This window comes from Grimontia celer, assembly GCF_900055185.1.
Classification (GTDB): domain Bacteria; phylum Pseudomonadota; class Gammaproteobacteria; order Enterobacterales; family Vibrionaceae; genus Enterovibrio; species Enterovibrio celer.
Map to the genome: position 1 here is coordinate 242620 of NZ_FIZX01000002.1, position 13682 is coordinate 256301.

13 protein-coding genes are annotated in these 13682 nt (G+C 47.5%); 5 read left to right on the forward strand and 8 right to left on the reverse strand.

All coding sequences use genetic code 11. The features are described from left to right. Positions 1-138 precede the first annotated feature (138 nt). Positions 139-828 carry a hypothetical protein gene (locus GCE9029_RS11380; RefSeq protein ID WP_062663386.1) on the forward strand — a complete coding sequence of 230 codons (690 nt, stop codon included), beginning with the start codon at positions 139-141 and terminating at the stop codon, positions 826-828. 29 nt (positions 829-857) lie between these two features. Here the strand turns inward: GCE9029_RS11380 and GCE9029_RS11385 are convergent, their stop codons facing one another. From GCE9029_RS11385 to GCE9029_RS11415, 7 genes are all read right to left on the reverse strand, one after another. After that, the gene (locus GCE9029_RS11385) at positions 858-2486 is read right to left on the reverse strand and encodes a PAS domain-containing sensor histidine kinase (protein WP_062663387.1); all 1629 of its coding nucleotides are present in this window, start codon (positions 2484-2486) and stop codon (positions 858-860) included. Continuing rightward, complete coding sequence (locus tag GCE9029_RS11390; RefSeq protein ID WP_062663388.1) at positions 2479-2805, reverse strand: DUF6614 family protein; 327 nt, start codon at positions 2803-2805, stop codon at positions 2479-2481. Before GCE9029_RS11390 ends, GCE9029_RS11385 begins: the two co-directional genes overlap by 8 nt. Before the next feature lie 24 nt (positions 2806-2829). Next, positions 2830-4005 (reverse strand): EAL domain-containing response regulator, encoded by a 1176-nt coding sequence (locus GCE9029_RS11395; protein ID WP_062663389.1) that lies wholly within the window; start codon positions 4003-4005, stop codon positions 2830-2832. 195 nt (positions 4006-4200) lie between these two features. Beyond that, positions 4201-4653 (reverse strand): DUF1353 domain-containing protein, encoded by a 453-nt coding sequence (locus GCE9029_RS11400; RefSeq protein ID WP_062663390.1) that lies wholly within the window; start codon positions 4651-4653, stop codon positions 4201-4203. A gap of 308 nt (positions 4654-4961) precedes the next feature. Then, entirely contained in the window at positions 4962-5414 is a 453-nt protein-coding gene (locus tag GCE9029_RS11405; RefSeq protein ID WP_062663391.1) for a hypothetical protein, read from the reverse strand. 414 nt (positions 5415-5828) lie between these two features. Then, positions 5829-7901: a GGDEF and EAL domain-containing protein gene (locus GCE9029_RS11410; RefSeq protein ID WP_062663392.1), complete on the reverse strand. Its 2073-nt coding sequence runs from the start codon at positions 7899-7901 to the stop codon at positions 5829-5831. After that, positions 7898-8665 (reverse strand): substrate-binding periplasmic protein, encoded by a 768-nt coding sequence (locus GCE9029_RS11415; protein ID WP_231870086.1) that lies wholly within the window; start codon positions 8663-8665, stop codon positions 7898-7900. The genes GCE9029_RS11410 and GCE9029_RS11415 overlap by 4 nt, the downstream gene beginning before the upstream one ends. Before the next feature lie 358 nt (positions 8666-9023). On the opposite strand from GCE9029_RS11415, the gene GCE9029_RS11420 reads away from it, so the two are divergent. From GCE9029_RS11420 to GCE9029_RS11435, 4 genes are all read left to right on the forward strand, one after another. After that, on the forward strand, positions 9024-9674 hold the full coding sequence (locus GCE9029_RS11420; protein WP_082804335.1) for a DUF3047 domain-containing protein: 651 nt from the start codon (positions 9024-9026) through the stop codon (positions 9672-9674). Positions 9675-9878: 204 nt separating this feature from the next. Further along, positions 9879-10802 (forward strand): hypothetical protein, encoded by a 924-nt coding sequence (locus tag GCE9029_RS11425; RefSeq protein ID WP_062663394.1) that lies wholly within the window; start codon positions 9879-9881, stop codon positions 10800-10802. Positions 10803-10810: 8 nt separating this feature from the next. Next, positions 10811-11935, forward strand: a complete 1125-nt coding sequence (locus GCE9029_RS11430; RefSeq protein WP_062663395.1) for a BamA/TamA family outer membrane protein — start codon at positions 10811-10813, stop codon at positions 11933-11935. 9 nt (positions 11936-11944) lie between these two features. After that, positions 11945-13024 (forward strand): DUF4056 domain-containing protein, encoded by a 1080-nt coding sequence (locus GCE9029_RS11435; protein WP_082804336.1) that lies wholly within the window; start codon positions 11945-11947, stop codon positions 13022-13024. Positions 13025-13081: 57 nt separating this feature from the next. On the opposite strand, the gene GCE9029_RS11440 is transcribed toward GCE9029_RS11435, so the two are convergent. Further along, a complete protein-coding gene (locus GCE9029_RS11440) occupies positions 13082-13441 on the reverse strand; it encodes a diacylglycerol kinase (RefSeq protein ID WP_062663396.1) in 360 nt (119 codons plus the stop codon). Positions 13442-13682: the final 241 nt, after the last annotated feature.

Sequence of the window (13682 nt, forward strand, 5' to 3'; positions counted from 1 at the left end):
GAACCCAAATCGCAGTTGAACAAGGGTGATTATTCCCGCGAAGTTAGAGACATAGCTCAGAGTTGAAGCACGAACATTTACCGTCTGGCTAGTCCACACCTACACTCATTGCGTCGACGGAATACGTAAAGAATCGGAATGACGCTTCGTTTTGGGATTGCCGTTTTGCTAGCCTTGTCGTTAACCGCTTGCAGTGCAAACAACCGTCCCTTTGAATTTAAAAATCTCGCCAAATCTGACATGGACTTGATCACGGATATCCACATTATGGAAATTCGCGATGCCATCCGTGAACTCACCGTGAAACTTTATAAGCGCAATCCTCGAGAGTTGGCCAAGGTGCCGGAGATGACCGTCTCTGAGCGCCTCGATGCTTTCATGACGGTAAAAAGACCAGAAGAAGGCTATGCGGAACTCGGAGGATTGGATGGTGTAGATGCACTTTATCTGGCGTTCTCAGAAGAGTTCGAGGGAGACAGAGTCTTTGCTTTGATGGTTGGAATTACCGGCATGATCAGCGCCAGTTACAACAACCAGCTAGAATTTTACCTTCTCGACGATATTGATCAGCAAAAGCTCTACAACAGTGCCCGTAATCTGGAAACTGTCGCCTGGTTGCTTAATACAAGGAAAGACATACAGGGTGAGCTGATGTTACTGAGCAACGGTATCGCACTGGATGGCACACCCAATTACAGCTATGAGCGGGTGCTGGCGAAGATGATCGTGATTCAGGATATGATGGCCAAGATGGTATCTGACAGCACCAATCGTCATATCAACCAAGTCGTGCATGGTGTAGCTTCCATGACATTTTTCCCTATCTAACGACTTCCTTCTGAGTGGGTTTATAGGGACTACCCACGGCCCTCTTTACTCAGTATCGCACGGATATGTGCAATCAATTCATTCACCCGAAGTGGCTTCAACAAGAAGCCTTGAAGCTGTTGGCTTTCCCCGATTTTGTCGTCGAAATCATTGAGTCCTGTGTAGAGCACAACCGGCAGGCCTGGACTATGTTTGCGGGCCTCGTTGATGACCTGAAGCCCAGTTAGTTGAGGCATGGCCTGATCGGTCACCAGAATGTGGTACTTATCTGGCTCTCTTCCTATTTCCCAAAGCGCCTCAAGTGGGTCGCTGAAAGTATCTACCCGAAGACCAAAAATGGGCAGGGTGGCTTTCACCACTTCAAGCATGACCTCTTCGTCATCAATAAAGACCACATTGGGCTGATCCTGATTCTCCTCGAGAGGGATACCTGAAGAGGGAAGGCTCTCAGGCCTTATCATATTGTCTTCGGAGCGTTTGCTGTATAGCGGAAGGTATATGTTGAACTCTGTACCTTCATTAATGCGTGTTTTGACGCTGATGCCACCTTGGTAGCGGCTGATGATACCGTGCACAATCGCCAGACCCATCCCGGTTCCTTCGCCGTGGGCGCGGGTGGTGAAAAACGGCTCGTAGATGTGTTCCAACACCTTATCGACGATGCCCACGCCGTTGTCTTTTATGGTCACTTTCGCAAACATGCCGGGTTGCGCCAGCCACTCAGATTCAATGTCTTGAGCGGTGAGCTCGACGGCTGAAACATCAAAAGTAATCTGGCCTTCGCGATCTTTGCAGGCGTGATCAGCGTTAATGAGCAGGTTAGTAAGCAATTGGTGAATGTGGGTGCTGTCAGCGTGGATGACAAGAATATCTTCCGGCAGGGTCAGTGTGAGGGATGATGTAAATTGTTTGCTCATCTTCAACGCGTGGGCCACTTCCTCGCAGATGCGGTTGAGATCAAGCTCGATCCTGTCTTCATCCTGCTTACGACTGAATGTGAGGATCTGTTTCACCAATAATCGCCCGCGTTCCAGCACTTCCTCAAGCTTCTCTAAATGTTCCCCAACGCGACCGTAAGAGGGCGTACTTTCGAGTTTTAGGGTAATGAGATCCGCAAGCCCAAACGCGATACCAAGCAAGTTGTTGAACTCATGGGCAATCCCTCCGGCAAACGCTCCCAGCGCTTCCATTTTTTTTGCCTGCATCAGTTGTGCTGCAAGCTGGTGGTTCAACTCTTCACTGTGTTTCTGGCGGGTGATGTCTTTGTCTATGCCGACCATGCGCAATGCCACACCGTTTTCGTCTCTTTCAACGACTTTGCCGCGATCGAGATTCCAACGGTACTGGCCGTTCTTCATACGAAGGCGATTTTCATGTTCATGGATCTCGACTTCGCCGTTGATGTGCGCACGTAGCGCCTTCCAGGTGGACTCCACATCATCAGGGTGCAGCATAGATTGCCACTGCTCGATAGAAGAGGAGACCTCCTGGTTTTCATAACCCAGCGTTTTGTACCAACTGCCGGTCAGGTAAAGCTTGTTCTCAGTGATTTGCCAGTCGTAAATACCGTCTGAGGCAATGTTGATGGCATGCTTGAGCCGCTCATTCTCTGCTTCAAGTTCCGCAATACGTTTTCGCAGCTCATCGCTCTCAGACATTATGAGTATTTACATCACTGTAGAAAAAGCTGATGTTGGTGACCTTCTGGTTGACGCCGCGGTGAAGGGAAGCGATAGGCTCTTCATCGGCGGAGACCACGTCCCAGCAACGGTTCGCCTGTTCGTCATCTTCAAAGAACATGGCCACGAGTCCCTCTTGGTCTGGCGGGGCGAGGTTGTATCCAGGGTGGGGACGACGGGAGAAGGACTGCCATCCAATGTTGAGTCCCATGTCGTACAGTTGTTTGGCATAAGCAGTAAATGCTTGTTCAAATTCGCTCTGGTCCTGTTCAGGTTTGAGCTCATACAATCCGTGCATTGAGATCAAAACAGCTTCCTTATTTTAGTTGTAAATCTGGTGGTTGAAGTTGGCGTTCCAGCTCATCAGGGTTTCAAGAGGCATAGGTTTGGCGATGTAAAAACCCTGCGCGGAATCGCACCATTCGTGTTGCAAGTGCTCGTAAATTTCGTGGGATTCAACACCCTCTGCGATGACCTTAAGTTCCATGCGTTTCGCGAGGTCGATACAGGAGCGGACGATGTTGAGAGACTGTGCGTTGCTGAGCATGGTTTTAGTGAAGGATTTATCAACTTTGAGCTCAGAAAACGGGAGAGTATGGAATAGCGAAAGCGACGAATACCCGGTGCCAAAATCATCCAGAGACAGGCCAACACCTTTGATTCGAAGATTAACAAGAATATCCAAAACGTCCTGATTGCCTTCCAAAAACTCACGTTCAATCAGCTCCAATGTGATTTGGTTGGGTGCAATCAATTTCCCGGCAATTAAGGAGTTAAAGCGGAATTGGTACTCTGGCGTGACTAAGGATGAGGCGCTGACATTAATGGAGATAGACTTGAAATGCGGGAGTTCGGAGAGTGATTCCGCATCCTCTGCGATTCTGTCGAGTACCCACAGCGACAGCCTCAGTTTGGTTATATCAGGCAGATCAGCCAGCATAAATTGGTGCGCACTCAACAAGCCAAGCTCTGGGTGATGCCAGCGCAGTAAACACTCGTAAGAGGTGACCACGCCATCGCGCAGGTTGACCTGAGGCTGGTAGAAGATATCCAGTTGGTTGTGTTCTATAGCTTCTTCAACATCAATGGGGTTGACCTTGGCGACATTGTCTTTTTCCTCGCCGACTTTTCCCTGACTGGCAAACTCCAGCATGTTCAGCAATACCCTACGTGTAAACGGTTTGGATAAAGTGCCAATGACATTGAAATCGAGTGATTGAGCGAAAGTGGACGCAGAGTTCAGAATGGACTTGTCATAGCCACTCAACAAGATTACGCAGGGTTTGATGCTGAAGCTGCTTAGTTCTTTTAGCAGTGCAATGCCGTTTTTGTCCGGCATATGAACATCAAGGATCAGAACGTCGCTGGATGTCGGGTCAGCGTGGCGCAGTAAATCCATACCTCGGTTAAAGCCTTTAGCGGGATAACCGGTTTCACAAAGCATCTGGGTGATGACATCAGTGAATTCGGTGTTATCGTCGACTACATATACGTTCAAAGTCCCAATCCTTGACCAGCGTTTAAGGTATCCATTGTTTGAGGAAATGCTGAGGGCAGCATGCGCGGTGGCAATAAACCTAGGTGCTAATATTGGGATTGTCTATGTTACTGGCGGGCTAAGTTCAGAAGGAATGCATCTGGATCTGATGCATTCCTGAAAGAGAGACGTAGTCTTTTTTATGAGTCGGCATTTTTAGGCAGAATTAACAATTTCATCGGGAAAGCGATATCTTTGGACGTTCGGTCTGCTTCTTACCAATCTATAAAGTGTTCTCAGGAATTCTTTGTCTTCTTCGTCGTTGTCCCAGAAGAAATGCCCACCCGCTCTGACGGCACCCCAAATCATATTGGCGCGGAGGTTATCGACACCGTTCTGGCGCAACAACTCATATAGCATGTCGTCAGCCTGCTCTTGGTCTACCTGATGATTGTAGAAGAGCCAGTCATGCACCAGTGCTGGCATCATGATGTCAGGATGAAACGGTGTGAAGGTAATTTGCCAAGCCACGGCAGGAATGCTGGCACCGTCATAACGGAAATATTTAGGAACAACAATATCAACGCCTTGTACTTGGATCTCAAAGTCCCAGGTGAGTTCGTATTTATTGGTTAATGCGCTGGGTTGCAGTTTGGGTTGTTTGAGCATGAGAGGCCTCCAAATTGCTTCTGGAGGGTATAGGCTAACTAATACACTATTGTGATGACGTTTAAAGATTGGGAAAAACAGAAAAGAAAAAGGACAGGCAATATGGAGTCAGCTCAACTGAGCATTGCCTGTCCAAAATGCAAATAATTGCATTGAAATAATTTACACCAACTACAAGGAACTTCCATGTTGTTTTACCAGATACCATCAACGCTGCCTGATGATGCCAGTAAAGTGGAGGCGGTAATGTATTGGGTGCATCAATTTATTACCAACCAAAAGGCTCGCTACCATAGCCAAAAACGAATTTAAAACTGTTCAATACTCTCGCTATCTTCATGAATAAATCGTTTTGATATTCCGTTTTCCCTAACGAGTAACCCCGATTTATTCACGTGATATTTGTGATTGATCTTTTGTCCATTGATCAATGCGCCTATCACCAAAAAGCAAAAGTGTGCGCCAACCTGACAATCTATTTGATAATTCCCTTTTCCTCTGTGCTTCAATGCCTTGGTGACTGAGCCGTCATGGCTGCTGACCATTGTGACCCGCGATACTGAGGCAATCCTCGCCTGCTTGTCTTCAAAAGTAACTTTCTCGCGTGTCCGTTCTTTATCTATGCCAAAGTGGGAATAATAATATCCACCTTGTCGTAACGCTGAATTTAAATCAGCTTCGCGCTGGTCATTACTATTAACGATACAAGCTGTTAAAAGTAAGCTCGAAATTGTTACTACTAAGCATTTAACTTTTTTCATGGGATATCTCCCATTTTGTTAGTGAGTGTAAACACCCTGCTTAATCACATTGTTATTATTATTTGGCTCGATAAAAGGAGCCATTCCCCTAATGTTTAATAACCTGCTTGTTGTGCTTATTACAGGTGCAAGTTTAATCACAGTATTCGTCGAAGACGTGTTTTTGTTTTTCTGATTTAAGCTTTATTCAAGAAGCAAAATTTTAAAAGTAAAAATTCACGGAAGGTTGAATAGATGTTAAATAATTGAAACATGACTGTCGGTTTATTTAATAGTGAGTGGTGAGGATTCAGGAGTGTCGCGCTTTCAGTACGCTAGTGATTTTGAGCTATTTATATGATTTTAATAACGAAATTTGATATTTTCGAGATGAGGGAGCCTGCAAGCTGCTTCGCGTGAAAAACACCAGAAAAATTACGAATCCAGACAGGAGCTGTGCTTGGCTTGGCGGTTGGCGACAAACCGCATGAAGTCTTCAATGGTGAGAGGCTTGGCATAGAAGTAGCCTTGGGCGTACTCAAAGCCTTGGTTGAGGAGATAGGTTTCCTGGTCGAGTGTTTCTACGCCTTCGGCGATGACAGCCATGTCGAGCTTGTCAGCAAGGTATTTTACGACATTGAAGATGGCTTTAGCATCGTCATCTCCCGGTAAGACTTGTGTGAACTGACGGTCGATTTTGATTTGGTCAAATCCATAGGTCAGTAGGTATTCAAGTGAAGCGAAGCCAGTACCGAAATCATCCAATGAAACGGTCACTCCGGCGTTCTTGAGCCAGTTACGGACCTTGTTGGTAGAGTCGGTATTGATCATTTGGGATGACTCGGTAATTTCGATATCCAGACTCTGTAGCGGCACATCGTTGTCTTCCGAGCAGGAGAGTAACTCGGCGATAAAGCCATCGGACGTGAGCTGTTGAGGCGAGACATTCACACTGAAGCGGAAATCGTCGGGTAAATGATCCAGTATATGGCTGACGTCATAAAACGCCCGACGCATGATCTCACGGCCCAAAGCAACAATCAGGCCCGTACGCTCCGCTTCCTCGACAATATCTACATGGGCAACATTCTGTTGCCGCTCACTGTGATTAAGCCTCAGCAGCGCTTCACAGCCCGTCACTAACCCCGTTTTCATGCTGACTTTAGGCTGATAGTAGAGGGTGAATTCTTTGGTTTCGATAATACGCTGAAGTGCTTTACGCACTGCCTCGCGGTTGCTGCGGGCGATATCAGCATCTTTGTCGTAGAAACGCACACAACGGCGCCCTGCTTCTTTGGCAACATAGAGGGCGATATCCGTAGCGTGAAGCAATTGCCGCGGTGTGTGGCCATTTTCTGGGAAAAAAGCGACCCCGATGGAGGTTGAGATCCAAGGTGTGCTGGCGACATCCTCTTTTACGGCAACATTCAGCAGAGGCGTCAGCAAGTCTTCAACGGTTTGCTGGTGACTTTGGGACGGGATAATACAAACAAATTCGTCACCGCCGGTACGACTGATAGATGCTTGTGGAAGCTGCTGTTTAAGCGCATGGGCAAACCTGACGAGCAGCACATCTCCTTCCTGATGACCATTGGCATCGTTGTAGCCGCCAAAGTCATCAATATCGAGAGAAACCAGCGCGAAAGGGTGTTCGTTGTTACACAGGGTGTTGAGCTCAGAGAGCAGGGCTCGGCGGTTGGAAACATTGGTCAAGGGGTCTATTTCTGACAACGCCTTCAGTTCGGCCTTCGCGCTCTCGAGCTCCCGCATGTAGCTCACTGCCTGTTGAACGGAATTGTTATAGGCATGCACCAGCAAGCCGAATTCATCATTTTCGTGTCCATCGATTTTTAGCAGACGCGCATTTTTCTGCCGTGCCAGTTTGGCGTTCTTATCAATAGAATCGATGATCTTGGAGAGCGGTCTCCCAATCTGATTGTGGAACAGAATGGTCAGGATGATGGCGATCAAGAGTACTTCTGCCATGGTGGAAAGGCAGATGGTCCACACCAAATCGTAAAACTCTGCCTCTGAGGTGTGGAAGTTTACCAGCCCAATCAAGTTTCCGACATGTTGGTCAACGAATTGGCTGTCTCTGTATATCTTGAAGCTTAAAGGATATGAGAGGGTGTAGGTTTCATGAACAGGAAGCAGGGCATGCATCCACCCAGGTAAGTGATCTTCATGATGAGGTTGCTCGATGGAAGCCACCACATCGTCATAGTTATCGAGAATGGTGACCTCTTGAAACAGATGGTCGCCTTCAAAGCCTTTTAAAAGTGAAAAGCCCTGAGCTGAGTCGAGATTGAATGCAGCATAGGCAGCGCTATCAAGGATATTTTCCAATTGAAGACGGGCAGCCTGTTCCTTTTCGGTGTTAAGGTGATTGAGCTGGGCAGTCGCAATCACCACACTGATCACCACGCCGCCAATCATGCTTAATAGCATGACAGACGCAACAAAGCGTCGTAGCAGTGGTGCCTTGGTACCGAAAAGTCTGGAGGTCATAAATCCTCTGCACCACCACGGGCTTTAACAGCAGAACAGGAAAGCTCAAAGATATTTTCTGGGTCATCTCTTGAGCAAATCTCATGGAGTGTACCGTTCTCAAGGAGGGTTGTGTAAGCTGCGCTCAAGCGGTCAATCACATCCTGATCGGAGCTAAGACTCATCGCCAGGTTCAGAATCAGTGGTTTTTTCGGGTCTCCCAAATAGAAATAGGCTTTGAGGTTATCATTGTTATTTTCGCTGTAGGCATAAACAGACCAAAGCCCAGTGACATAATCGCATTTGCGGTTTTGTAACAGTGATAGGTGTTTGGCAGGTCGTGCGATCCCGCCTGTATCGGTTTGTAGGGCAGAGAGCGTCCCTCTTAGGGTGAACAGGTTCTTGTTGGGCTGAAAGCCTTTGTTAACCAGATATTGGTAAGAGTAGGTTTCGAGCTCTGAGCAAACCCTGAATTGTTTGGCTTCATCGAGTGTGGCTTTCGCAAGCTCCGGGCGGCTTTTCAAACCGATTAGTGAGGAACGCTCCAGTGCATACAAAGTGCCAATCCAATGGAAGAGATCTTTGCGTTTTTCTGAAAAGGCGATAGCGAATATCGCCACGTTTTTTTCTCTTTGCGCTGTTTTATATGCTCTCGCCCAGGGCATGACATCAATAGGGGAGTCGAAGTCTGCTTCGTCTAGAATCGCTTGAACCATTTCGACGGCGCGCCCTCCAAACTGCCCATCGTCATCAATGACTTGAAAGGGGGGGAGGGTTTCAGACACAACACGAAGTGGCTGCTCTGCAAAAGCGAAAGCAGCTTGAAAAAACAAGCTTACAAAAACATAAAATCGTCGCATAAATTCCCGTAAATCAATCCTTTGGTCGTGACTGCCAATTCCATCAAGCGACCTTTTCATTTCGTATCAGTGCATCAGCACCCTATTCTTCTAGGAGTATATTAATTAACCACAAGATTCATTGATGTCTCATTTTTTGTACTTCAATGGACTTTTTTTACGTCTCGTTTTAAGTGCGTGTTGCATATGACTTATGCTCAAGTCACACCCAGCGGAAAAATACGAGCAGTATTGAAAGATGATGCGGAGAAATCCGTTCTTATCGTTTATCCCCAAAACCGGAATGATTCGTTTGAGTAGATGGACTTACGCTTGGTTGCCCACTTTGTTTCTGCTTCAATTCTCAGCGGAAGCGAACGTGGTGCTCGATTATCAGGATCTTTCTGAATGGCAGGTCAAAGCGTTTAAAAACGAAACACGCTACCGTTTGATTGACGATGAATCAGTCAACAGACAGGTTCTTTATGGTGAAAGTCACGATGCTGCTTCTGGGCTGATCATGGAAAAAGAGATAGATCTGACCAAAACGCCTTGGCTGAGTTGGCAATGGAAAGTTGATACTTTTCCTACAACCGATAATGAAAAGCTAAAAACGCAGGATGATTTTGCTTGGCGACTATCAGTGACTGTCGTGCCGGGTATGACCATGATGAGCAGTAGAACCATTGTGTATGTCTGGACGCCGAATCAGCCGGAGAACAGCTTTTGGCCGAATCCTTTTGCACCCAAACGCTTTAAAATGCTGGCTGTTACCTCGGGAGAACAGAAAAACGAGTGGGTTACAGTTAGCCGGAATGTTCGGGAAGATTTTCTGCGCCTCTACGGGAAAGACTACAAAACACTGTCAGTGGTTGCTGTGACATCTGATAGTGACAATTCTCAATCTGAAACCTCCGCCTATATCACGCCGCTAACTTTCTCAGAAAGCCCATAAAAACAGAATGTTAAAAGTATTATTGAACGGTCGATGAATCGTTATTTTTGCATGTACACTTTCTAGTTTACTTTTGCAATTTGCTGAGTATGATATGCGCCTCTCTAGGCTGCTGCGAAAGTCTCCCGCGCTCTTCTTCGCCCCTTCCGCAACTGCGCCTCCCTATTTTTTTCGCTCCTTTAAGGGGCATCTGGAAGCAGAAGTATGTTCTCGTTAAAACGTGTGCTTGCTTGCAGCTGGCTGTTGTGTTCAACCGCGAGCTGGGCGGACTCATTTTCCCTCCCAATCTGGAAAGAAGAGGCCGAAGCATTAGGTTATGTCTTGCCAAAACCTTTCGGGTTAAACGTGAGCTATATGAGCCTGGAGCAGGGCATTGCGGTGGACTCTATTGGATTTGAAGGGCTGGTTTATAAAAGCGAACCTAGCTTCCTTCTACCCAATGGAATCAATATACCGATTGCCAGAGACATGATCGACATAAGCGCTGTTCCTGGGCACCAGAAGAGCGAAGTATTGTCTTTACGTGGAGACGTTTGGATTTTTCCGTTCCTCAACATTTACGGCTTGGTTGGCAAGCTGACTGGCCACTCCGAAACTGACGTTACGATTAATGGAGTTAGGTTAAGTGACAAGCTCTACATTAAAAACCCTAGTCCAGAGCCGATAAATTTCAGGCTCGATCTAGATGGTGATTTATATGGTGGCGGCATTGTATTGGCCGGTGGTTATGGGAACTGGTTTGGTTTGGTAGATGCAAGCTATACCAAAACTAACCTGACCGTGATCGATGGTGCGATTGATGCCTATGTGGTGTCGCCACGTGTTGGTTATGACTTTCATTCAAAGGGTGTTCCTGTGCGGCTCTGGGCTGGTGCCATGTATCAAGACGTTGAGCAGTCGCTATCAGGTCATCTTTCTAGTTTGGATTTGCCATCGGGCCTTTCCGGTTTATTAGGCGCTGTGAATCAAGATGACGAGGGACGTTTCCATGTTGAGCAGCGCCTGACAACACCATGGAATCCGATTATCGGCATGCAGTACCAAATCTCACCGCACCTTTACCTTATTGGTGAGGCGGGACTTGGCGACCGCACCAGTGTGTTCTTCTCTGTTGATATGCGGTACTGAGGGGAAACATGAAAGTGATAACTTCTCTGGCGTTGATGGCATTGGCAGCGCCAGCTACCGCGATGGCTTCTGATACTGAACAGCAGGATTGGATAGATAAGCTTCTGACAGAGTTGGGCTCCAGCGAGACCATCAATGTTGACAATGGTATTGATTGGGGCGTGTTACCTGGGCCATTTGTGAACCCAGAGCAAGGCTTTGGTTTCGGTGTGGCGGCGGTGGGTCTGTACGCACCTTCAGATTGGGTTGAGACCACGCCGTATTCTACCGTAGCGGTGAAATCTTATGTCTCGACATCAGGCTCTTACGGTCTGGGTGTTGAAAACCGCACTTACCTGAAAGGCGATACTCTACGATTGCTCGCAGATGGCTGGATCAGCCATGCGCCAGGCTATTACTGGGGCATTGGTCGTGATGCAGCGGAAAACAGCGATAACAAAACCGAGCAACAGGCGCAGATCCTGAAGTTGTCGCCGAAGGTGTCCTATCAATTTTTGCCTGAGTCCTACATCACGGTCGGCTGGGATTTTCAACGCCTGACCAACCAGGAGTCTGATGGCCCTGTTTTGTCTGGTTCTGAATTGGAAGATGCAGTCAGTAGTGGCGCAGTGTTAGCGTTGGAATATGACAGCCGGGATTTTGAGCCAAACCCAGAGCGTGGCCGATTGGTTAGTGCGGAATGGGTTTCTTACCGCGATGTATTTGGATCTGACTTTCACTATGACCGCATCACTCTGAATTACCGAGAGTACCAGCGTATGTCGAAAGACAGCATTCTGGCGTGGGATGTTTATGGTCAAGGCGTGACAGGTGATGTGCCTTGGTATGCCTACTCAGAGCTTGGTAGTGACAAACGTATGCGCGGCTATTACATCGGTCAGTACCGCGACCGCTATCAGCTTTCCGCACAAATGGAATGGCGACATCAGTTCAATGCCCGACACGGTATGGTGACTTGGGTGGGTGCTGGCAATATTGCGCCAGAAGCCGACGCACTGTTTGATAAAAGCTGGCTACCAACTGCAGGTATTGGCTATCGCTTTGCCTTTAAACCGCGCATTAATGTGCGCTTTGATTTTGGTATTGGTAAAGACAGCAGCGGTTTCTATTTCCATATTAACGAAGCATTCTGAACAAAATTCATGATGGTGAGCAGCGTAAAACTTTTTGGTCGCCGCCTGTTTTTGGGTGGCCTTCTGTTAAGTGTCAGCAGCACGGTATTTGCCAATGCGCCGGTCGGTGTACGTCCTTGCTGCGCGTTTGGTAAAGATCTTAAAGCACAGGTTGGTGGTGTGCCCGTCCCCTTCTTTTCGGTGGGTAACGTGCTGGATGCCAAAGGTGTCGGCAACCACAAATACAACGATGGCTCGCAAGGTATTTCCAGTAGTTTATTGGGGATCGGCGAAGAGCATAATGGCCTTATCTTCACTCAAAAAGGCGGTTTTATCGATACCGCCCATGTGCGTGACACTGCGGACTTTACCTATTACCTGTTTAGCGAAATCCGCCATCTCGTTGGAATAGAGGCTGAGATAACGCTACCAACTGAACTGCGGGACCGTGTGATTGTGTCGAAGCGCAATGCCGCCCAACTAAAGGCGCAGGAAAAGAATGATATCGCTGTCGATATTGCTGGTGTGATGGCTTTCCGCCTCGCCCAGTGGCACGAAATCGCCCAATGGTTTGGTTTGGTCTCCGTGGCAGGTTTTAAAGAACTGGCGTCTGCTTACTCGCCGGAAGATCTTTACTCCAACATGCTGGGTGCCAAGCTTGCGATGTCTATCCTGCGTAAAACGCCAGACTTGTCGCTGGTTGAATTTGGTAAAGCCATGGATATCGCCTTTGCGGAACGATTATCTGCGTTGGGAGCAATGCCAGAAAATGAAACTTCCAAGCGAATCGAAGCACTGGACGGAAAATGGTGGGACAGCAGTAAGCGATTGCCAGACAAATGGGTGCTGCTGCATCGCGATTATCATCTGGCTTTGTCTTTGGCACCCAATGGTGTTGATGGCGGAGAAGTGCAATCCCTGCCAACTGAGCTTGTGAACGGGAATGTACTGTCTGATTGGGCGCAGTTTGAGGTTAGGGCGGCAAGAGAAGAAAAAGCGTTTGTTGCTTTGCCAGATAGCCTTAAATCAAAAACCGTCTGGACTGAAGCAGATTTTCAATCGCTGGCCGATTTTGCACAGATGCAAGATACAAAGGTGTATTCGCGCTAAAAGCCGGGCTTGCTCAGAATACAAAAAGGCGACATAACGTCGCCTTTTTTGCGTTTATCAGAACAGTAAAAATGAACCCCAGGTGATCACCACCAGGAGCAGTGCAATAAACACCGCCGCAGAGCCGATATCTTTGGCTCGGCCACTCAGTTCATGGCGTTCAGGGCCAATGCGATCAACGACTGCTTCAATTGCAGAATTGATCAGTTCCACAATCACCACGATAAACAAAGAGGCCACCATCAGAAGTTGTTCTACCTGTGTGACAGGCAGAAAGAATGAAAGGGTGGTCATGACAATCAACAGAACCAATTCCTGTCGAAATGCTGCTTCATTGTTCCATGCAGCGCGAAGTCCCTGAAAAGAATACCCGGTGGCATGCAGTATGCGCTTCAGACCAGTTGTATTGGGTTTCATATGCCATATTCTCAGAGTGCTTTAATGGGGCGTTATTTTGCGCCTGAACCCGCTAAATATCCATGCTTTTAGCTGATGATGTTCATGCGTCTTTCTACCGAAATAAGTACTAATTCGACATAAATCCCAAAGCTGCTGTGTGTTTTTCAACCACCATCATTGATGATCCCTTTTCCGGCGTAAGGAAGCCGGAGTGAAAAGGAAAATTTCTCTACGCACCCGGTAAACAGGGTGCTGCATT